The 19,221-nt window shown below is 71.2% G+C and carries 18 protein-coding genes; 15 read left to right on the top strand and 3 right to left on the bottom strand.

The window, feature by feature from the left end:
- Positions 1-34: 34 nt before the first annotated feature.
- Positions 35-751: a hemolysin III family protein gene (locus J4030_RS03470; RefSeq protein WP_208047820.1), complete on the bottom strand. Its 717-nt coding sequence runs from the start codon at positions 749-751 to the stop codon at positions 35-37.
- A gap of 188 nt (positions 752-939) precedes the next feature.
- Here J4030_RS03470 and J4030_RS03475 point away from each other — a divergent pair, with 188 nt between their 5' ends.
- The 5 genes from J4030_RS03475 to J4030_RS03495 all read left to right on the top strand — a co-directional run bounded on the left by J4030_RS03475 (position 940) and on the right by J4030_RS03495 (position 6,421).
- The gene (locus J4030_RS03475) at positions 940-1,704 is read left to right on the top strand and encodes an isoprenyl transferase (protein WP_208047821.1); all 765 of its coding nucleotides are present in this window, start codon (positions 940-942) and stop codon (positions 1,702-1,704) included.
- 330 nt (positions 1,705-2,034) lie between these two features.
- Positions 2,035-3,342, top strand: coding sequence for a PhoH family protein (locus tag J4030_RS03480; protein WP_208047822.1), 1,308 nt, complete (start codon positions 2,035-2,037; stop codon positions 3,340-3,342).
- A 302-nt stretch (positions 3,343-3,644) separates the two neighbouring features.
- On the top strand, positions 3,645-4,457 hold the full coding sequence (locus J4030_RS03485; RefSeq protein ID WP_208047823.1) for a hypothetical protein: 813 nt from the start codon (positions 3,645-3,647) through the stop codon (positions 4,455-4,457).
- Positions 4,458-4,551: 94 nt separating this feature from the next.
- Positions 4,552-5,955, top strand: a complete 1,404-nt coding sequence (locus tag J4030_RS03490) for a GntP family permease (protein WP_208047824.1) — start codon at positions 4,552-4,554, stop codon at positions 5,953-5,955.
- A gap of 55 nt (positions 5,956-6,010) precedes the next feature.
- Positions 6,011-6,421, top strand: a complete 411-nt coding sequence (locus tag J4030_RS03495) for a hypothetical protein (protein ID WP_208047825.1) — start codon at positions 6,011-6,013, stop codon at positions 6,419-6,421.
- Between the two features lie 364 nt (positions 6,422-6,785).
- Here the strand turns inward: J4030_RS03495 and coaA are convergent, their stop codons facing one another.
- On the bottom strand, positions 6,786-7,736 hold the full coding sequence (coaA, locus tag J4030_RS03500) for a type I pantothenate kinase (protein ID WP_307864541.1): 951 nt from the start codon (positions 7,734-7,736) through the stop codon (positions 6,786-6,788).
- Positions 7,737-7,857: 121 nt separating this feature from the next.
- Between coaA and glmS the strand changes: the two genes are divergently transcribed.
- The 4 genes from glmS to J4030_RS03520 are packed head-to-tail and all read left to right on the top strand — an operon-like array spanning position 7,858 to position 13,049.
- Positions 7,858-9,723, top strand: a complete 1,866-nt coding sequence (gene glmS / locus J4030_RS03505; protein WP_208047827.1) for a glutamine--fructose-6-phosphate transaminase (isomerizing) — start codon at positions 7,858-7,860, stop codon at positions 9,721-9,723.
- A gap of 10 nt (positions 9,724-9,733) precedes the next feature.
- Positions 9,734-10,084: a holo-ACP synthase gene (locus J4030_RS03510; RefSeq protein ID WP_208047828.1), complete on the top strand. Its 351-nt coding sequence runs from the start codon at positions 9,734-9,736 to the stop codon at positions 10,082-10,084.
- Positions 10,085-10,095: 11 nt separating this feature from the next.
- Positions 10,096-11,601, top strand: a complete 1,506-nt coding sequence (locus J4030_RS03515) for a bifunctional ADP-dependent NAD(P)H-hydrate dehydratase/NAD(P)H-hydrate epimerase (protein WP_208047829.1) — start codon at positions 10,096-10,098, stop codon at positions 11,599-11,601.
- Positions 11,601-13,049: a hypothetical protein gene (locus J4030_RS03520; protein ID WP_208047830.1), complete on the top strand. Its 1,449-nt coding sequence runs from the start codon at positions 11,601-11,603 to the stop codon at positions 13,047-13,049. The genes J4030_RS03515 and J4030_RS03520 overlap by 1 nt, the downstream gene beginning before the upstream one ends.
- Before the next feature lie 337 nt (positions 13,050-13,386).
- Here the strand turns inward: J4030_RS03520 and J4030_RS03525 are convergent, their stop codons facing one another.
- Entirely contained in the window at positions 13,387-14,178 is a 792-nt protein-coding gene (locus tag J4030_RS03525) for a hypothetical protein (protein ID WP_208047831.1), read from the bottom strand.
- A gap of 108 nt (positions 14,179-14,286) precedes the next feature.
- Here J4030_RS03525 and alr point away from each other — a divergent pair, with 108 nt between their 5' ends.
- The 6 genes from alr to tsaD are packed head-to-tail and all read left to right on the top strand — an operon-like array spanning position 14,287 to position 19,218.
- A complete protein-coding gene (alr, locus tag J4030_RS03530) occupies positions 14,287-15,438 on the top strand; it encodes an alanine racemase (protein WP_208047832.1) in 1,152 nt (383 codons plus the stop codon).
- Entirely contained in the window at positions 15,435-16,589 is a 1,155-nt protein-coding gene (locus J4030_RS03535; protein ID WP_208047833.1) for an alpha/beta fold hydrolase, read from the top strand. The genes alr and J4030_RS03535 overlap by 4 nt, the downstream gene beginning before the upstream one ends.
- Positions 16,586-17,038, top strand: coding sequence for a tRNA (adenosine(37)-N6)-threonylcarbamoyltransferase complex ATPase subunit type 1 TsaE (tsaE, locus tag J4030_RS03540; protein WP_208047834.1), 453 nt, complete (start codon positions 16,586-16,588; stop codon positions 17,036-17,038). Before J4030_RS03535 ends, tsaE begins: the two co-directional genes overlap by 4 nt.
- A gap of 5 nt (positions 17,039-17,043) precedes the next feature.
- The gene (gene tsaB, locus J4030_RS03545) at positions 17,044-17,709 is read left to right on the top strand and encodes a tRNA (adenosine(37)-N6)-threonylcarbamoyltransferase complex dimerization subunit type 1 TsaB (RefSeq protein WP_208047835.1); all 666 of its coding nucleotides are present in this window, start codon (positions 17,044-17,046) and stop codon (positions 17,707-17,709) included.
- Positions 17,706-18,176, top strand: a complete 471-nt coding sequence (rimI, locus tag J4030_RS03550; RefSeq protein WP_307864542.1) for a ribosomal protein S18-alanine N-acetyltransferase — start codon at positions 17,706-17,708, stop codon at positions 18,174-18,176. The genes tsaB and rimI overlap by 4 nt, the downstream gene beginning before the upstream one ends.
- A complete protein-coding gene (gene tsaD, locus J4030_RS03555; RefSeq protein ID WP_208047836.1) occupies positions 18,166-19,218 on the top strand; it encodes a tRNA (adenosine(37)-N6)-threonylcarbamoyltransferase complex transferase subunit TsaD in 1,053 nt (350 codons plus the stop codon). The genes rimI and tsaD overlap by 11 nt, the downstream gene beginning before the upstream one ends.
- Positions 19,219-19,221 lie beyond the last annotated feature (3 nt).

The following is a 19,221-nucleotide window of genomic DNA, read 5'->3' on the forward strand; positions in this document are numbered from 1 at the left end:
CCCGGTCGACCCCGGCGAGAGTGAGCCGAGGGGGTCAGGCGACGCCGGGGTGGGCGTAGATCGCGAGCGACGCGGCCGTGTAGTGCGCGGCGAACGCCAACACGGTGAAGGCGTGGAAGACCTCGTGGAACCCGAACCAGCGGGGTGAGGGGTTGGGTCGTTTGATGCCGTAGACGACCGCGCCGAGGGTGTAGAGCAGACCGCCAGCGGCGATCAGGGTGACGACGACGACCCCGCCCGAGTGCATCATCGGCACGAAGTAGAAGACGGCCACCCAGCCCAGCGCCACGTAGATCGGGGTGTAGAGCCAGCGCGGCGCATTGACCCAGAGCGTCCGGAAGAGGACACCGCCGATGGCGCCGGACCACACGATGATCAGCAGCGTCGTGGCCTGTGCGCGAGGCAGCAGCATCAGCGCGAACGGCGTGTAGGTGCCCGCGATGATCAGGAAGATGTTGGAGTGGTCCATCCGCTTCAGCAGTCCGCCCGCGCGAGGGCCCCAGGTGCCGCGGTGGTAGATCGCCGAGGTGGTGAAGAGCAGCAGGGCGGTGACGCCGAAGACGATGGCGCCGATGCGCGGTTTGCCGCTCGGCGCGAGCACGATCATCACGATGGCGGCGGCCAGCGTGAGGGGGACCATCCCGAGGTGCAGCCAGCCACGTAGCCGGGGCTTGACCAGGCGCACCAGGTCGGCGGCCTCCTGCTGCACCGTCTCGACGGCGTTGCTGATGGGTTGGATCACCTTCGTCATGCTAGGGGGCTCTCCTGTGGTTTCGCAGTGACGGCAGCTACACCATCCGGCAACGACGAGGTGAACTTCGCGGCACCCGTAGCGCGAGATCGCCGCGGTCGATGCGGCCGCCCTCCCGGGCCGTCGGTCTACCCTGGGCGAGCGAGGTCGAAGCGACCGGACCGGGCGACGACGAGGGAGAGATTGCGATGCGCAGTGCGCGCGATCTGGCGTACGGGCTCTACGAACGTCGTCTCGCCAAGTCGTTGCCGACCGCCGACCTGCCGCGGCACGTCGGGGTGATGCTTGACGGCAACCGGCGGTGGGCCAAGCAGCGCGGGACCGACACCGCGTCCGGTCACCAGGCGGGTGCGGACAACATCGAGCCGCTGCTGACCTGGTGCGAGGAGGTCGGCGTCGAGGTCGTGACGTTGTGGCTGCTGTCCACGGACAACCTGAACCGGCCGGCGTCCGAGCTCACCCCGCTGCTCGCCATCATCGAGGCCGTGGTCGTCGACCTGGCCGCGCGCGGGCACTGGCGGTTGAACCCGGTCGGCGCGCTGGATCTGCTGCCCGATCGCACCCGCAAGGTGCTGAAGGAGGTCGGCGAGCACACGCAAGACGCGACCGGTCTGATCGTCAACATCGCGGTCGGGTACGGCGGCCGCCAGGAGATCGCGGACGCCGTGCGGTCGATGCTCCACGAGCACGCGGCCCAGGGCGTCTCGATCGAGGAACTCGCGCAGATCCTGGACGTCGAGCACATCTCCGCGCACCTCTACACCAAGGGTCAGCCCGACCCCGACCTGGTGATCCGGACCTCCGGCGAGCAACGGCTCGGCGGCTTCCTGCTGTGGCAGAGCGCGCACTCGGAGTTCTACTTCTGCGAGGCGTACTGGCCCGACTTCCGCCGGGTGGACTTCCTACGGGCGCTGCGGTCGTACGCCGAACGCGAGCGCCGTTTCGGCGCCTGAACCACACGCTCGCATCCCCGCGCCGGGCGGATCCGGCCTGCGTTGAACCGCCGACTCATGTGACGGGTGGGGCGGATGTGACTGCGGCGTGTTAACGCTGGATGAATCCAGGTCACGACACGCCACCACTTGCGTCATCCACGCGGTCCGGCGCCCTAGCGTCGTACTCGACACGAGGGCACGAAGCCCCCGCGTTCGGGAGGCCCACCAGATGCAGCGAACCCGCTGCGGATCGGGGGCCGGCACCGGCTCCCGCAAGGGCCTGGTCCCGGCCACGTTCCGCGAGTTGTCGGCCACGGCCACCGTGCCGTGCCGGCGAAGGAGTCGGTCATGACGTCTGCAGCTGTGCCCACCCGCCGCACCTATGTCCTCGACACCTCGGTGCTGCTGTCTGATCCGCGCGCGATGAACCGTTTCCACGAGCACGAGGTCGTGCTCCCGGTCGTGGTCGTGACCGAGTTGGAGGGCAAACGCCACCACCCGGAACTCGGCTACTTCGCGCGCAGTGCACTGCGGATGCTGGACGACCTGCGGGTGCAGCACGGCCGGCTCGACGCGCCGGTGCCGATCGGGGAGGGCGGCAGCCTGCGGGTGGAGCTCAACCACACGGACGCGCAGTCGCTGCCCGCCGGCTTCCGGCTCGGGGACAACGACACCCGCATCCTGGCGGTGGCGCGCAACCTCGCCAACGAGGGTGCGGATGTGACGGTCGTGAGCAAGGACCTGCCGATGCGGGTCAAGGCGTCGGCGGTCGGACTGCACGCCGAGGAGTACCGCGCCGAATTGGCGGTCGACAGCGGCTGGACCGGCATCGCGGAGGTCGACCTGGACGCGGAGGAGATGAACGCGCTCTACGACGCGGGCCAGGTGCACTCGGTGCAGGCCGCCGAACTCCCCACGAACACCGGTGTGGTCCTGCTCGGACCGCGCGGCAGTGCGCTCGGACGGGTGATGCCGGACAAGAGTGTGCGCCTCGTCCGCGGCGACCGTGACGCGTTCGGCCTGCACGGCCGGTCGGCGGAGCAGCGCATCGCCCTGGACCTGCTGATGGATCCCGACATCGGCATCATGAGCATGGGAGGGCGCGCGGGTACCGGGAAGTCCGCCCTCGCCCTGTGCGCCGGGCTCGAGGCCGTGATGGAGCGCCGGCAGCACCGCAAGGTGATCGTCTTCCGGCCGCTGTACGCCGTCGGCGGCCAGGATCTGGGCTACCTGCCCGGGAGTGAGAACGAGAAGATGGGTCCCTGGGCTCAAGCGGTCTTCGACACCCTCAGCGCGGTCGTCTCCCGCGAGGTCGTCGAGGAGGTGCTCGACCGTGAACTGCTCGAGGTGCTGCCGCTCACTCACATCCGCGGTCGGTCGCTGCACGACGCGTTCGTGATCGTGGACGAGGCGCAGTCCCTGGAGCGCAACGTGCTGCTCACCGTGCTGTCCCGGATCGGGCAGAACTCCCGCGTCGTCCTCACCCACGACGTCGCCCAGCGCGACAACTTGCGCGTGGGGCGGCACGACGGGGTCGCGGCGATCATCGAGAAGCTCAAGGGAAACCCGCTCTTCGGGCACGTCACCCTGCACCGGTCCGAGCGCAGCCCGATCGCGGCGCTGGTGACCGACCTGCTGGAAGGGCCCGACGCCTGACGCCCGCGCACTGGTGATCCGGACGAGCCCGGGTGAGGCCATCGGCCCCACCCGGGCTCGTCCATTGACCCGTGTCGTGGGGAGTCTTACGGGTCTGGTGGGACTCGTGGGGCGGGTGGTGGTGATCCTCCTCACGAGGGGTGGGCCTCGATTGGACAAGCGTGGAGTACTTCCGGCAGTGTGGCCGTTGGTCTCGATTCGGTAACGCCGTTGAAACGGCAAGGATCGGGCCCCGGATGCGGCTGCGACTCGGCCGCTTTTCTATGCCGAAGTGTCGCCCATCGAAAGGCTGTTCCATCTCCATGTCACGCAACGTCGGCCGTCACCGCACGTCCCGACTCAGCGGCGTCCAGCTGCTGCGTCGTCCCGCGGTCCTCACCTCCGCCGCTATCGCGACCGTTTCGATGAGCGCCACCGCGTACGCCTCGACCAGTGGCGCGATCGGTGCCTCGAAGACCGACGCGCTGACCCGGTCGGCCCTGCCGACGGCACCGGCCACCGCGAACTCCGCCGCGGACACGGCCGCGAAGGCCGCGCTGATGAAGCGTGCGGCTGCGGCCCGCGGCAGCGTGACGTCCCGGTCGATGGCCCGGCAGACGAGTCTCGCCGCTGCGGCACGTGCGAACCAGGCGGCAGCGCAGAAGTCGGGCACCGCCGTCCGCAAGGCTGCCGCGGCCAAGCAGGCTGCTGCAGCGAAGAAGATCGCCGCCGCCAAGCAGGCTGCTGCCGCGCAGAGGGCCGCAGCCGCGCGCCAGGCCGCCGCGGTGACGAAGGCGGCGACGCCGCCTGCCACCGCCGCGCCGGCGGTCTCCGGTGGCAACCCGCAGGCGATCGCCGCGAGCATGCTCTCCAGCTACGGGTGGAACTCGGGCCAGATGAGCTGCCTGGTGAGCCTGTGGAACAAGGAGTCCGGCTGGAACCCCAGCGCGAACAACGCCTCCTCCGGCGCGTACGGCATCCCGCAGTCGCTCCCCGGCAGCAAGATGGCGAGCGCGGGTGCCGACTGGCGCACCAACCCGGCCACCCAGATCAAGTGGGGCCTCGGCTACATCAAGAGCTCCTACGGTTCGCCGTGCGGCGCGTGGGCGCACTCGCAGGCCACCAACTGGTACTGATCCATCCCGATCGGGGCGCACAGCACCCCGATGTACGACGAGGCCGTACTCCCCGACGGGTGAGTGCGGCCTTCGTCGTCGCTAGCGTGGCGCCATGCGTGCTGCCGTCCTCGTCGCCGACGCTCCCATCTCGTCCGCGGGCCACCCGCAACTGATCCTGGCGGCTCTGGCGGGTATCGCCACGGTCATCCTGCTCGTGGCGGCCGTGCGACTTCACCCGTTCCTGGCGCTGCTCGCCGGGTCGGCGGTGCTGGCGCTGGTGGCCTGGATCCCCGGCTCGGACGCCATCACCAGCTTCACCGACGGCTTCGGCACCACCTCCGGTGCGGTCGGGCTGCTGATCGCACTCGGCGCGATGCTCGGCCGGCTGCTCTCGGTCTCCGGGGGCGCCGACCGGGTCGTGGAGTCGGTCGTCGGGCGGATGTCGGCCCGGGCGCTGCCGTGGGGAATGGCACTCATCGCAGCCTTGGTCGGGTTGCCGATGTTCTTCGAGATCGGGGTCGTGATCCTGGTGCCGATCGTGGTGCTGGTCGCCCAGCGCACGAAGACGCCGTTGATGCTGGTCGGCATCCCCGCGCTCGCCGGGTTGTCGATCCTGCACGGGCTCGTGCCCCCACACCCCGGCCCGGAGACGGCCATCAGCGCCCTGCATGCCGACCAGGGGTACACCCTGCTCTTCGGGCTGCTGGTCGCCGTCCCGACGCTGGTCATCTCCGGCCCGCTGCTCGCGCGGGTGGTCAACGTGATGGTCCCGGTGGACGCGGCGGGCCTGACGGCACGCGGTGCGGGTGGCGCGCGGACGGCGGACGACGTCGAGACGTCCACGGCGCGTGCCCCTCGGGCGGGTGCGGCGCTCGCCGTGGTGCTCACTCCGGTGGTGCTGATGCTGCCCGCGGCGGTGGGCAACCTCGTGCTGGCGGACGGCAACGCCCTCCGTTCGGTGCTCGACGTCATCGGCACCCCGAGTGTGGCGTTGTTCGTGGCGGTCGCGTTCGCGTACGTCGCCCTGGGCCGGGGCACAGGCATGTCCCGGCAGCGCACCAGCGACACGCTCGGCGACGGCTTGGCCGGTGTTGCCGGGATCATGCTCATCGTCGCCGCGGGCGGCGGGTTCAAGCAGCTGCTGGTCGACTCCGGGGTCGCCAAGGTGATCGCCGACCGGGCGACCGGCGCGCATCTGTCGGTGCTGGTGCTCGGCTGGCTGGTCGCGGTCGCGATCCGCCTGGCGACGGGTTCGGCGACCGTGGCGACGGTCACCGCAGCCGGCATCGTCGGCGGTCTCGCCGGCCCACTCAGCACCACGCATGTGTCCCTGCTGGTGCTCGCCATCGGCTGCGGGTCGCTCTTCTTCAGCCACGTGAACGACGCCGGCTTCTGGCTGGTCAAGGAGTATTTCGGCCTCAGCGTGGGGCAGACGCTGCGCTCCTGGTCGCTGATGGAGACGGTGATCTCGGTCGTCGGCTTCGGTTTCGTGCTGCTGCTCAGTGTGTTCGTGTGAGTGGGACACCGGTGGCTGCCGTAGCGTGGACCGTGTGATTCTGGGAAGACGCTGGGTGGCTGGGACCTATTGGGCCGTCGCGGTGATCCTCGCGGTGCTCGCGGCCGTAGGGGGAGCGCAGTGGGGGCTGTCGCAGGCGCCGAGCTTCGACGGCGACGATAACAACGGTGCGCCGGCGACCTCCGCGTCGCACATCATCTACAGCGTCTTCGGCGCGATCATCTGCGGTCTGGCCGTGCTGGCCCTGGCGTCCGGGGTGTTCTTCGTCCTCTGGGCCCGCGAGCGTCGCCGTCGTACCGCCTCCGAGGACGACGACGTCCGCGAGGACGACATGGACATCGACGAGGTCGAGGGCATGTTCGTCGCCGACGACGACTCGTCCGCCGCATCACCCACGCCGCACGACGAACTCGACGACGGCGGTGGCCGCGACGCCGGGGGGCACGCGACCGCTCGGCGCGACTGAGCTCGTTCCCGCCTGACGCGCGTTCTGGGCCTGCCGCGCGTCGAATCGGCCGGTTCGCGCTCTCGGGTGCCGTCTTCAGGCGCCTGGAACGGACCCGCTCATCCGACTCTCGCTCCCGCGCGCGCCTCAGCGTCGGAAAGTGACCGCAGTGCCGATAGCCCACCTCGGCGTACGGCGCGGGTGCAGGGAAGTGACCGCGGTGCCGAAAACCTGCGCCTAGGAGCGTGCGGCGGGAGCTGCGCTCCTCTTCCAGGCCGCCTGTGACCCGACACCCAATGAAACGGCGCCGCGTGGGCCGTCGCGAGCGTTGTGGAGTGTGCCCTCCTGCGGGAGGGCGCCGCGCGGGCCGTTGTGGAGGCGGGAGCTACAGCTTGCGCAGGCGGACCCGGCGTACGCCGTGGTCGGCACCCTTGGTGAGCACCAGGGTCGCGCGGCTGCGGGTCGGCAGGACGTTCTCGGCGAGGTTGGGACCGTTGATGTCGGCCCAGATCTGACGAGCCCGGGCCGTGGCCTCCTCATCGCTGAGCGCGGCGTAACGGTGGAAGTACGACGCGGGGTCGGCGAACGCGGTGGCACGCAGCGCGAGGAAGCGGTCGACGTACCAGGTGCGGATGTCCTCCTCACGGGCGTCGACGTAGACCGAGAAGTCGAAGAAGTCCGACAGGGCCAGGCTGTTGCCGCGGCCGGCCTGCGGGTCCGGGGCCGCGAGGACGTTGAGGCCCTCGATGATCAGCACGTCGGGTCGGTGCACGGTGATCTGCTCGCCTGGAACGATGTCGTAGGTCAGGTGGGAGTAGACCGGCGCGGTGACCTCGCCGGCGCCGGACTTCACGTCGGCGACGAACCGGACCAACGAGCGCCGGTCGTACGACTCGGGAAAGCCCTTGCGCGCCAGCAGTCCTCGCCGTTCGAGCTCGGCGTTGGGGAAGAGGAAACCGTCAGTGGTGACCAGGTCCACACGGGGCGTGCCGGGCCAGCGCGCCAGCAGCTCCCGCAGCACTCGCGCGGTGGTGGACTTGCCCACCGCGACCGATCCGCCGACCCCGATCACGAACGGCACCTTGGCCTGCTGCTCGCCGAGGAAGCGGCCGGTCACCCGGTGCAGGCCCTTGGTGGCGTCGACGTAGAAGTTGAGCAGCCGGGAGAGCGGCAGGTAGACCTCCTCGACCTCCTGCAGATCGATCCGGTCACCGGTGCCGCGCAGCCGTCGCAGATCCGAGCCATCGAGGCTCATGGGGGAGGCGTCCCGCAGGCGCGACCAGGCGGCGCGGTCCAGCTCGACGTACGGGGTGAAGACCCCAGCGCTGCGCGACACGGCGTCATTCTTACCGGTTCGTCGGCCGGCCCGGGGCGGCGGCCACCCGCAGGACACGCCGGAGCGGGCTCCGGAAGGCCTCTGCCGGGCCGCTGGGTGCGCGGGCCATAGGCTGGAGTCCATGTGTGGAATCGTCGGATATGTCGGCAGGTCCGACGACGCAAGAGCGCTCGAGGTGGTCATGGAGGGCCTCGGGCGCCTCGAATACCGCGGGTACGACTCGGCGGGCGTGGCGCTCGTGGACGGCGACGGCGCGGGCGCCCGCGTGGACGTGCGCAAGAAGTCGGGCAAGCTCGCCAACCTCACCGGGCTCATCGCCGAGGAGCCGCTGCCGCCGTCCCGGACCGCGATCGGACACACCCGCTGGGCCACCCACGGCGGACCCACCGACGAGAACGCCCACCCGCACCGCGGCGGCTCCGCCGGCAAGCTCGCACTGATCCACAACGGCATCATCGAGAACTTCCACCCGCTCAAGACCGGGTTGCAGGATCAGGGCGTCCACTTCGACAGCGAGACCGACACCGAGGTCGTCGCCCAACTGCTGGACGCGTCGTACGACGGTGACCTCACCTCCACGATGCGTGCAGTGGTCGAGAAGCTCGAGGGCGCGTTCACGCTGCTGGCGGTGCACGCCGACCACCCCGGCGTCGTCGTCGGAGCGCGGCGCAACAGCCCGTTGGTGGTGGGCATCGGGGACGGTGAGAACTTCCTCGGCTCCGACGTCGCGGCGTTCATCGGACACACCCGCGACGCGCTGGAGCTGGAGCAGGACCAGATCGTCACCATCACCCCCGACTCCGTCTCCGTCATCGGATTCGACGGAGAACCCGCGCAGGGCAAGGCATTCCACGTCTCCTGGGACGCCGCTGCCGCCGAGAAGGGCGGTTACGACACCTTCATGGAGAAGGAGATCCACGACCAGCCGCACGCCGTCCGCGACACCCTGCTGGGCCGCACGGACGAGTCCGGTCGGCTGGTGCTGGACGAGTTGCGGATCCCGGAGGAGAAGCTGCGCGACATCGACCGGGTCACGATCGTGGCCTGCGGCACCGCGGCGTACGCCGGGATGGTGGCCAAGTACGCGATCGAGCACTGGTCGCGCATCCCCGTCGAGGTCGCCCTGGCCCACGAGTTCCGCTACTGCGACCCGATCGTCAGCGAACGCACGCTGGTGGTCTCGATCAGCCAGTCGGGCGAGACGATGGACACCGCGATGGCGGTCAAGCACGCCCGTGACCTCGGCGCCCTCACCATCTCCATCTGCAACACGCACGGCTCGACGATCCCGCGGGAATCCGACGCCGTCCTCTACACACACGCGGGGCCCGAGATCGCGGTCGCCTCCACGAAGGCGTTCCTGGCGCAGATCACCGCCTGTTACGTGCTGGGCCTCTACCTCGCGCAGCTGAAGGGCGACACGTACGCCGACAGCGCGCGTGACGTGCTCGCCGAGCTGCACGAGGTGCCCGCCAAGATCGAGGAGCTGCTCGGCCGCCTGGGGCGGGTGCGCGAGATCGCCTACTTCATGGCCGACACCCGCTCGGTGCTCTTCCTCGGCCGCCAGGTCGGCTTCCCGGTCGCGATGGAGGGCGCGCTGAAGCTGAAGGAGCTGGCGTACATCCACGCGGAGGGGTTCGCTGCCGGTGAGCTCAAGCACGGGCCGATCGCGCTCATCGAGCCCGGCCAGCCCGTCTTCGTGGTTGTGCCCGGCCCGGACACGCCCTACGGCCTGCACGGCAAGGTCGTCTCCAACATCCAGGAGATCCGCGCCCGCGGAGCCCGCACGCTGGTCATCGCCCAGGACGGCGACGAGGCCGTCGTGCCCTTCGCCGACGAGGTCATCCGGGTGCCGCGCACGAGCCCCATGCTGCAACCCCTGCTGACGGTGGTGCCGCTGCAGGTCTTCGCCCTGGAGCTGTCGACCGCGAAGGGGCTGGACGTCGACCAGCCGCGGAACCTCGCGAAGTCCGTCACGGTCGAGTGAGCGCGACCGCGTGATCGTCGGCGTCGGTGTGGACGTGGTGGAGATCGCCCGGTTCGCCCGCGCCATGGAGTCGACCCCCGCGCTGCTGGCCCGGCTGTTCGCGCCGTCCGAACGTGACCTGCCGATGCACTCGCTGGCCGGCCGGTTCGCCGCCAAGGAGGCCCTGGCGAAGGCCTTCGGCGCGCCCGGGTGGTTGCGCTGGGTGGACGCCGTGGTCATCGTGGACGACGCCGGTGCGCCCTCGTGGGTGCTCGCCGGCACCCTGCAGCAACGCGCCGACGAGCTCGGCGTCCGCGCCACGCACCTCTCAATCTCCCACGACGGCGGCCTCGCCACCGCGATGGTCGTCGCCGAGAAGTAAGGAAGGGCACCATGATCCGCGCCTACTCCGTGCACGACGTACGCGCCGCCGAGGACGCCGTCCGGCAGCGCCTGGCCGACGGGGCGCTCATGGCCCGCGCCGCCGAGGGCCTGGCGCAGGTGGCCGAGATCCGGCTCGGCGACGGGGTCCGCGTCGTCGTGCTCGCGGGCGCCGGTGACAACGGCGGCGATGCGCTCTACGCGGCCGCTCATCTGGCGCGGCTCGGACACAACGTGGCCCTCGTGCAGGTGGCGAGCAGGGTGCACGAGGGCGGCCTGCGGGCGGCCGTCGCGGCCGGCGCCGTCGCTCTGGAGTGGTGCGAGGGCGAGATCGCCGGCCCCGTCCGGGACGCGCTCGCGGACGCCGATCTCGTCATCGACGGGATCCTCGGCATCGGGGGTCGACCCGGCCTGCCCGGGCACCTGGCCGGGCTGCAGGAACTGATCGGGGACGGCGCGTACCTGATGGCGGTCGATCTGCCGTCGGGGTGCGACCCCGCGGGCCTGGTCGGCTCCGACCGGCTCACCGTCGACGAGACGGTCACCTTCAGCCTGCTCAAGCCGGTGCACCTGCTGCCCGCGACCCAGGCCGCGTGCGGCCTGCTCACCGTGCTCGACATCGGTGTCGCCGAGCCGGACGCTCCGACCGCCGAGCGGCTGACCTACCAGGATGCCGGGGAGCTGTGGCCCGTGCCCGGCCCGGACGACGACAAGTACTCCCGCGGCGTGCTCGGCAGCATCGCGGGCGGCGAGCATTACACGGGGGCGGCCGTGATGTCGGTGACGGCGGCGGTCACCGCGGGAGCAGGGATGGTGCGGTACGTCGGGCCGGACGCTCCGACGGGGTTGCTGCGGCAGGTGGTCCCCGAGACCGTCTTCGGCGTCGGACGGGTGCAGGCGTGGGCGATCGGGTCGGGCATGGACCTCTCGGACGCCTCGCAGGAGCAGCTGTCCGCGGCGCGGGACGCCATCGCCTCCGACCTGCCGCTGCTGTTGGACGCCGGCGGACTGGACCTGCTGCAGGAACGCCGCAGCGCACCGACCCTGCTCACCCCGCACGCCGGAGAGCTGCTGCGCCTGGCGCGGCGGCTGCACCTGACCGTCGACGGCCACGTCGGCGACGACGGTGAGTTGGCCGACGACGCCGTACGCCGCGCGCCGGTGCAGGTCGCGCAGGCCGTCGCGGACCACCTGGACGTGACGGTGCTGCTCAAGGGCAGTGTCACCGTGGTCGTGCCGCCGGGCGCCTCGGGACTGCCGATCCGCAGCCAGGCGGATGGGCCGAACTGGCTCGCCACCGCGGGGTCGGGCGATGTGCTCGGAGGTCTCGCCGGGACCCTGCTCGCGGCGGGCCTGTCGCCGCTCGACGCCGGGAGCCTGGCTGCGCTGGTGCACGGCGTCGCCGCCGACCGGGCCAACCCCGGCGGCCCGGTGCGTGCCCTCGACGTGGCACACGAGCTGGGGCGCACGGTCGCCTATCTGTTGCGCACCGCCGCCACCGACGATGAGGACCTGTGATGAGCGTCGGGACCGGGATCGTCATACCCGAGATCGACGGCGCGCGCAGCACGTCCGCGTTCGGCCGGGCGGTCGTCGGCGACGCCCTGCGCGGCGCCGACCCGGTCGGCGCGACCGCCGTCGCTCGCGAGACCAATTGGCGACGCGGCTACCTCACGCACTTCCACCGTCTCATCGAGGCGGGCATCCCGAGCCCGGACGCCGCCGTCGGCATGGCCCGCGACGGCCTGGTGTCGGTGCAGCGCCGGATGAGGGCGACCACCGACGACGGCGAGGTGGCGCTCACCGATCTGCTGGGCAGCGTCCGCCCGGCCACCCCGTTGCGCTCGCAGACCGTCGTCGGCGGCGCCGCGCCGGAGACAGAGTTCACGTTGCCGTACGACGGACGCCGGCTGGGCGGCGGGGAATTGCGCGACCTGTTGCGCAGGTGGACCGCCGCCGGGGTGCTCGAGCCGGGAGCCGAGCAGGCGGTCGGTGAGGTCCTCGACCATCCGGAGTGGCTCGCCATGCCCGGCAAGACCCTCGTCGCCCTGGGCGCCGCCTCGGAGATGGGGCCGCTGCGGTCGCTGCTGCGCTGGGGCGGACACGTCGCCGCCATGGATCTGCCACGACCGGAGTTGTGGCGCGAGGTGCTCACCTGGGCGACGGACTCCGCCGGCACGCTCACCTATCCGGTCGCGGACACGGCCGCCGGTGAGGTCATGGGGGCCGACCTGCTCCACGATCTACCCCAGGTGACGGACTGGATCGCTCGCCAGTCGGGTCACCTCGTGCTCGGCAACTACCTCTACGCCGACGGCGCCGTGAACCTGCGGTTGGCCGCCGCGGCCGACGCGCTGAGCTCGCACCTGCAGCGCAGCCGCGGTGAGTTGTCGATGGCGTGGCTCGCGACTCCGACCGACATCTTCGTGGTGCCGCGGGATGCGGTCGAGGCGTCCACGGCGGCGTACGAGCGGCGCACCCCGCTGCGTCGACTACGTCCGATCGGCCGCGCGGTGTCGGGTGGCCGCCTGCTGCAGCGCAACTACGCGCCCGACGAGGACCCGGGCATCAACGACAGTGTCGTGCCTCAACAGGGGCCGAACTACCTTCTCGCCAAACGGATCCACCGCTGGCGGGCGATCGCGGCGCGGGCCGAGGGTGTGCCGGTCTCGATGAACGTGGCACCGCCCACCCGCACCCGCTCGGTGCTGAAGAACAGGCTGCTCGCCTCGGCGTACGCCGGATCGCACCGGTTCGGTGTGACCGTCTTCGCGCCGTCGACCAGCGCGACCCTGATGGCCGCTCTGCTGGTGCACGACCTCTACGCCGACCCGGCGCCGCAGCCCTCGCCGTGGCAGGAGGAAGCGGTGCGGGCGGTGCACGGCGGACTGTGGCGGACCGGCTACGACCCCCGCAGCGCCCTGGGGATCGCGATGGTGCTGGGCCTCGGGAGCGGCAGGGGCTGACGCCTGCCCGGCGTGAACCGTCGTCAGCTGTCCGCGCACGCGGTGGTTTCAGGCGGCCTCGAAGGTGACGCTGCTGCCAGGTCGCGCTCTCGCGTGAGGTCTCCGGTGGGTTGTCGGCCGTACGGCCACTTTCCTGCACCGGTGCGGGGTGCGCGGGTGGGAAGTCGACCGTGCGGTCACTTTCCTGCACCGGTGCGGGGTGCGCGGGTGAAAAGTCGACCGTGCGGTCACTTTCCCGCACCCGCGCACCCGGCCAGAGCGGCGCCCGCGATCATGGCCGCTTGAAAGTGCCACCGGACGCCGACCCGGCTCGCGAGCAGCCCATCGGAGCGCTCTGTCAGGCGGCGTCCAGGGCGGACGCCGAGGTGCGGTCGACCTTCGAGACCGTGAGGTAGGCGACCGTCGCGCCGATCGCGGCCAGGAAGACGACGCTGGTGACCAGGGTGCCCAGGCCGAGACCGCCGTCGGCGGAACCGGAGGCGAGGTAGTCCCCGATGTTCGCGCCCAGGGGCCGGGTCAGGATGTAGGCCAACCAGAAGCAGAGCACCGGCCCGGCACCGAAGCGCCACGCAGCGACCACGGCGGCGATCAGCGCCACAGGCAGGAGTACGGCGGCGCCGGGGCCCCAGCCGGTGAGGTCCATCGTCCAGTCGCCGGCGGCCGTGCCGAGGGCGAAGGTGACCAGGACGGTGAGCCAGTAGAAGCCCTCACGCGAGGGGGTGACGATGGTGTGGATCGACAGCGTCCGCTCCCGTGCCCACCAGATCGCGAAGACCACGGCCAACGCGACCGCGAAGACGACGGTGCTGATCCACAGCGGGACGCCCTGCCCGTCGGTGAGGTTGTCGGTGAGCAGGGTGCCGACCACGCTGATCAGCACGACGGCGAGCCAGTAGACGACGGGGATGTACCTGGTCGCCCGGAACTGCACGACCAGGACCACGACCAGCGCTGCGGAGAAGACCAGTGTCGTGTTGCTCAGGCCGAACCCGAGCGTGGCATTGATGTAGTCGGCGAAGCTCTCGCCGACCGTCGTGCACAGGATCTTGATCACCCAGAAGAACACGGTGATCTCCGGGACTTTGTTGGCGGTGCGCGTCAACGCTCGGGGACGGGTGGCTGTATCCATGGCCCGTAGCGTGCTGAACCTCCGGTGAGAGGACCCTGAGATGAGCATGATGTCCAGCCGCCCCGCCTCAGCGACTTCGGGGGCGGGCAATGCGAGACTGTGCGCGTCATGACCGATCCGTCCCCTGCCCGCGAGCCCGCACGACTCACGATCGATCTGGGGGCGATCCGCGACAACGTCGCCCACCTCAAGCAGTTGTCGGGTGACGCGCAGGTGATGGCCGTGGTGAAGGGCGACGCCTACGGCCACGGGCTGGTCCCGAGCGCTCGCGCCGCACTCCGCGGCGGCGCCACCTGGCTCGGCGTCGCGCAACTGGCCGAAGGGATCGCCCTGCGGGACGCGGGCGTCGAGGCCCCGGTGCTGTCGTGGCTGCACACCCCCGGTCTGCACTTCGACCCGGCGGTGCAGCGGTCCATCGACGTGGGCGTCTCCGCCCCGTGGGCTCTGCGCGCCGTCGCCGACGCCGCACGCCGGATCGGCCGTACGGCGCGGGTCCAGCTCAAGGTCGACACGGGGCTGGCGCGCAACGGGGCCTACGGCGCCGACTGGACCGAGCTCGTACGAGCGGCCGGGCCTCTCGTCGCCGAGGGTGTCCTCGACGTCGTGGGCGTCTTCACCCACTTCGCGTTCGCCGACGCGCCCGAGCACCCCACCGTGCGCGCCCAGCAGGAGAAGTTCGCCGACGCCGTCCGTGACGTGGAGCGGGCCGGTTTCGCCATCGAGGTGCGGCACATGTCCAACTCCGCTGCGACCCTCACCCAGCCCTCCGCAGCGTGGGACATGGTCCGCCCCGGCCTGGCCGTCTACGGGCTCAGCCCCGTGCCGCACCTGGGCGACCCGACGTCGTTCGGCTTGCGGCCCGCCATGACGGCGTCAGCGGATGTGGCGCTGGTCAAGAGGATCCCGGCCGGCCAAGGCGTGAGCTACGGGCACACCTACGCGCCGGAGCGGGAGACGACGGTCGTCGACGTACCGATGGGGTACGGCGACGGGGTGCCGCGCGCCGGGTCGAACGTCGGGCCGGTGCAGGTCGCCGGGAAGCGCCACACGGTCGCCGGCCGGGTCTGCATGGACCAGTTCGTGGTGGACGTCGGCGACGCGTCGGTCCGGGCGGGCGACCCGGTGGTGCTCTTCGGGACGGGAGCGGACGGTGCGCCGACCGCGCAGGACTGGGCCGAGGCCACCGGCACCATCTCCTACGAGATCATCACGCGGATGAGCTCCCGGCTGCCACGGACCTACCTGGGGGACGAGAAGTGAGCCCCAGCAAATCGATCCTCGGCATCGGCGCCGGACTGGCCGGTGCGGTCGTCGCGACGGCGGCCGGCGTCACGGCCGACCGGCTCTGGCGAGCCCGGCGTACGGCGATCTCGCTCGGCGTCTCCGACGACTACGTGGAGGTGCCCGACGAGGAGCGCGTCGTCATCGCCGAGGACGGCGTGCCGTTGCACGTGGAGATCGACGAACCCGAGGGCCACGAGGGCCGACCGACCGTGGTCCTGTCGCACGGGTACACGCACAACCTCACGGTCTGGGTGTTCCAGCGTCGGATGCTGCGTGCGGCGGGCTACCGGGTGGTGCTGTGGGACGTGCGCGGCCACGGTCGCAGCGAGGACGCCGAGGACTCGACGTACACCGTGCGACAGCTCGGTCGCGACCTCGGCGCGGTCATCGCGCAGACCACGCCGACGGGGCCGATCGTGCTGGTCGGTCACTCGATGGGCGGGATGACGATGATGTCCTTCGCCTCCGCGTACCCGGAAGTGTTGCGGGAGAGGGTGATCGGGGCGGCGTTCATCTCCAGCAGCGCCGGCGACCTCGCCAGCGTCAACTACGGGCTGGGTCGACAGCTGGGCACGATCGTGCACCGTCTCGGTCCCGCCGCGATGTTGCGCCTGTCGGACCAGGAGGCGCTGGTCACCAGCACCCGGCACGCCGGCAAGGACCTCGAGGCCTACCTGGTGCACCGGTGGTCGTTCGCGTCGCCGGTGCCGATGTCGATCGTGCGGCTGGTCGCGGAGATGATCTTCACCACCAAGATGTCCACCACCTCGGCCTACCTGTCCTCGCTGATGCTGCACGACGAGCGCGCGGCACTGCGTGAGTTCATCGGCATCGAGACCCTGGTCATGCACGGCGACCACGACCGGATCACCCCGGACGCACACTCCGAGGCGATCGTCGACGCGATCCCCGGCGCCGAGTACGTGCTGGTGCGCAACGCCGGGCACGTGCTGCCACTGGAGTACCCGGAGATCGTCGACGAGCACCTGATCGACATGATCGACCGCGCCTGCCGCGCTCTAGCCGGTCAGACTCGCCCGAAGAAGCGTGCGCGCCGCGTCGTACAACGGGTCGCCGGCGCACCGCACATCCCGGCGACGAAGGCCCGGGGCAACTCGGCGTCATGAGCACGTGGACGTTCGCCACGGCCGACGCGCTGCAGGACTGGGGCGCCGGCCTCGGCACGCTGCTGCGCGCCGGCGACCTGGTCATCCTCACCGGCGGGCTCGGAGCGGGCAAGACGACCCTCACCCAGGGGATCGCCCGGGGGATGGGGGTGCGCGGGCCGATCACGTCGCCGACGTTCGTCATCTCCCGCACCCACCCCTCCCTCGTCGGCGGACCGCCGTTGGTGCACGTGGACGCCTATCGGCTGAGCGGCCCGGCCGAGTTGGACGACGTCGATCTGGACACCGCGCTCGAGGACGCCGTGACCGTCGTGGAGTGGGGTGGCGGCATCGCCGAGAGCCTTGCGCCGCAGCGGCTCGAGCTGCAGTTGTCCGGCGACCTCGATCGCCACGTGGAGGCCCACGCGGTCGGTCCCCGGTTCGAGCAGTTGCTCGCCGCGTTAGCGTGAGCCACGTGCTGCTGGCCATCGACACCGCGACCTCCGCCGTGACCGCCGCGGTCCACGACGGGACCCGGGTGCTCGCGAGCGAGTCCGTCCCGGACGCCCGTCGGCATGCCGAAACCCTCACTCCCACCATCGATTCGGTGATGGCGCATGCCGGGCTGAGCCCCCGCGACCTGGACGCCGTGGCCGTCGGCGTCGGCCCCGGACCGTTCACCGGGCTGCGGGTCGGCATCGTCACGGCCACGACCCTCGGCCTGGCGCTCGGGATCCCCGTGCACGCGGTCTGCAGCCTGGATGCGATCGCCCACGAGATCGCATCGCGCGGGGAGCACGGTGAGTTCCTCGTCGCCACCGACGCCCGGCGCAAAGAGGTCTACTGGGCGCGCTACACGGTGCGCGCCGGCGGCGTCGCCCGTCTGGGGGACCCCGCGGTCAGCACCCCCGCCGCGCTCGACCCCGCCGTACGCGCCCTACCGACCGCCGGACGCGGTCCGCTGCTCTACCCGGCGGACTTCGGCGTCGTGGTGCCGGTCACCGATGTCGACGCCGGTGCGCTCGCCGGTCTGGTGGTCCACCGGCTCGAGCACGGCGGCGAACTGCTGCCCCCCACGCCGCTCTACCTTCGGCAGCCGGACGCCCAGCCCTCGGCCGCACAGAAGTCGGTGCTGTCGTGACGGCGCTGCTTCGCCCGATGAGTTGGACCGACATCGACGTCCTGGTCGAGTTGGAGCAGCAGCTCTTCGTCGACGACGCCTGGTCCGCCCGCACGTGGTGGAGCGAGCTCGCCGGGCGGCCGCAACGCGTCTACCTGGTGGCGCAGGATGACGATCGCATCGTCGGCTATGCCGGGTTGTCGGTGGCCGGCGACGTCGCCGACGTGATGACCATCGCGGTGGCCCCCGCGGCACAGGGCACCGGCGTCGGCCGGCTGCTGTTGGACGAGTTGGTGGCGCAGGCGACGACTGCCGCGGTCTCGGCGGTGCTGCTCGAAGTGCGGTCCGACAACGACCCCGCTCGAAAGCTATACGAGCACAGCGGTTTCGAGCAGATCGGCGTACGCCGCCGCTACTACCAGCCGGGTGACATCGACGCGCTGGTGATGCGGCGTCATCTGCGGGAGGAGCAGACCCATGGCGACTGACGGACCCCTGGTGCTCGGCATCGAGAGCTCGTGCGACGAGACGGGAGTGTCGTTCGTCCGCGGCACGACCCTGCTCGCCGACGCCGTCGCGAGCAGTGTGCAGGAGCACGCCCGATTCGGCGGCGTGGTGCCCGAGGTGGCCAGCCGCGCGCACCTGGAGGCGATGATCCCGACGATCGAGCGTGCGTGCGCCGATGCCGGGTCACGCCTGTCCGATGTCGACGCGGTGGCGGTCACCTCCGGGCCGGGTCTGGCCGGTGCCTTGATGGTGGGGGTCGCTGCCGCGAAGGCGGTGGCGTGGGCGCTAGGCAAACCGCTCTACGGCGTGAACCACCTGTGCGCCCACGTCTGCGCCGACGTCCTCGACCACGGCCCGCTGCCGGAGCCCACGGTCGCGCTTTTGGTCTCCGGGGGTCACACGAACCTGCTCCTGGTGCGCGACATCGCCGACGACGTGCAGTCGCTCGGCGCGACCGTCGACGACGCGGCGGGGGAGGCCTTCGACAAGGTCGCACGGTTGCTCGGACTGCCCTATCCGGGTGGACCGAGCATCGATCAGGCTGCGGCACAAGGGGATCCGCGGGCGATCGCATTCCCCCGGGGGTTGACGGCGCGCAAGGACCTGGAGCGACACCGGTTCGATTTCTCCTTCTCGGGACTGAAGACGGCCGTGGTGCGGTGGGTGCAGGAGCGTGAGCGGGCGGGGGAGCCGATCCCGGTCGCCGACGTGGCCGCCAGCTTCAACGAGGCGGTCGCGGATGTGCTGACCCGCAAGGCGATCGACGCCTGCCGCGAGCACGGCATCCACGATCTGCAGATCGGCGGCGGCGTGACGGCCAACAGCCGGCTGCGCGAGCTGGCCGAGCAGCGGTGCGCCGACGCCGGCATCAGCCTGCGGGTGCCGCGGGTGCGGCTGTGCACCGACAACGGCGCGATGGTCGCGGCGCTGGGTGCGCAGATCGTGGCGCGCGGGCACGCACCGAGCTCGTTCGCCCTGCCCGCGGACTCCTCGATGCCGGTGGAGCTGGTCCAGGCCCGCTAGCGC

The organism is Allobranchiibius sp. CTAmp26 (assembly GCF_017565405.1).
Classification (GTDB): domain Bacteria; phylum Actinomycetota; class Actinomycetes; order Actinomycetales; family Dermatophilaceae; genus Allobranchiibius.

What these genes read in the sequence shown, in the direction of transcription:
- J4030_RS03470 (WP_208047820.1), bottom strand. Translation starts at nt 751, where the DNA reads ATGACGAAGGTGATCCAACCCATCAGCAACGCCGTCGAGACGGTGCAG.
- J4030_RS03475 (WP_208047821.1), top strand. Translation starts at nt 940, where the DNA reads ATGCGCAGTGCGCGCGATCTGGCGTACGGGCTCTACGAACGTCGTCTC.
- J4030_RS03480 (WP_208047822.1), top strand. Translation starts at nt 2,035, where the DNA reads ATGACGTCTGCAGCTGTGCCCACCCGCCGCACCTATGTCCTCGACACC.
- J4030_RS03485 (WP_208047823.1), top strand. Translation starts at nt 3,645, where the DNA reads ATGTCACGCAACGTCGGCCGTCACCGCACGTCCCGACTCAGCGGCGTC.
- J4030_RS03490 (WP_208047824.1), top strand. Translation starts at nt 4,552, where the DNA reads ATGCGTGCTGCCGTCCTCGTCGCCGACGCTCCCATCTCGTCCGCGGGC.
- glmS (WP_208047827.1), top strand. Translation starts at nt 7,858, where the DNA reads ATGTGTGGAATCGTCGGATATGTCGGCAGGTCCGACGACGCAAGAGCG.
- J4030_RS03515 (WP_208047829.1), top strand. Translation starts at nt 10,096, where the DNA reads ATGATCCGCGCCTACTCCGTGCACGACGTACGCGCCGCCGAGGACGCC.
- J4030_RS03520 (WP_208047830.1), top strand. Translation starts at nt 11,601, where the DNA reads ATGAGCGTCGGGACCGGGATCGTCATACCCGAGATCGACGGCGCGCGC.
- J4030_RS03525 (WP_208047831.1), bottom strand. Translation starts at nt 14,178, where the DNA reads ATGGATACAGCCACCCGTCCCCGAGCGTTGACGCGCACCGCCAACAAA.
- alr (WP_208047832.1), top strand. Translation starts at nt 14,287, where the DNA reads ATGACCGATCCGTCCCCTGCCCGCGAGCCCGCACGACTCACGATCGAT.
- tsaE (WP_208047834.1), top strand. Translation starts at nt 16,586, where the DNA reads ATGAGCACGTGGACGTTCGCCACGGCCGACGCGCTGCAGGACTGGGGC.
- tsaD (WP_208047836.1), top strand. Translation starts at nt 18,166, where the DNA reads ATGGCGACTGACGGACCCCTGGTGCTCGGCATCGAGAGCTCGTGCGAC.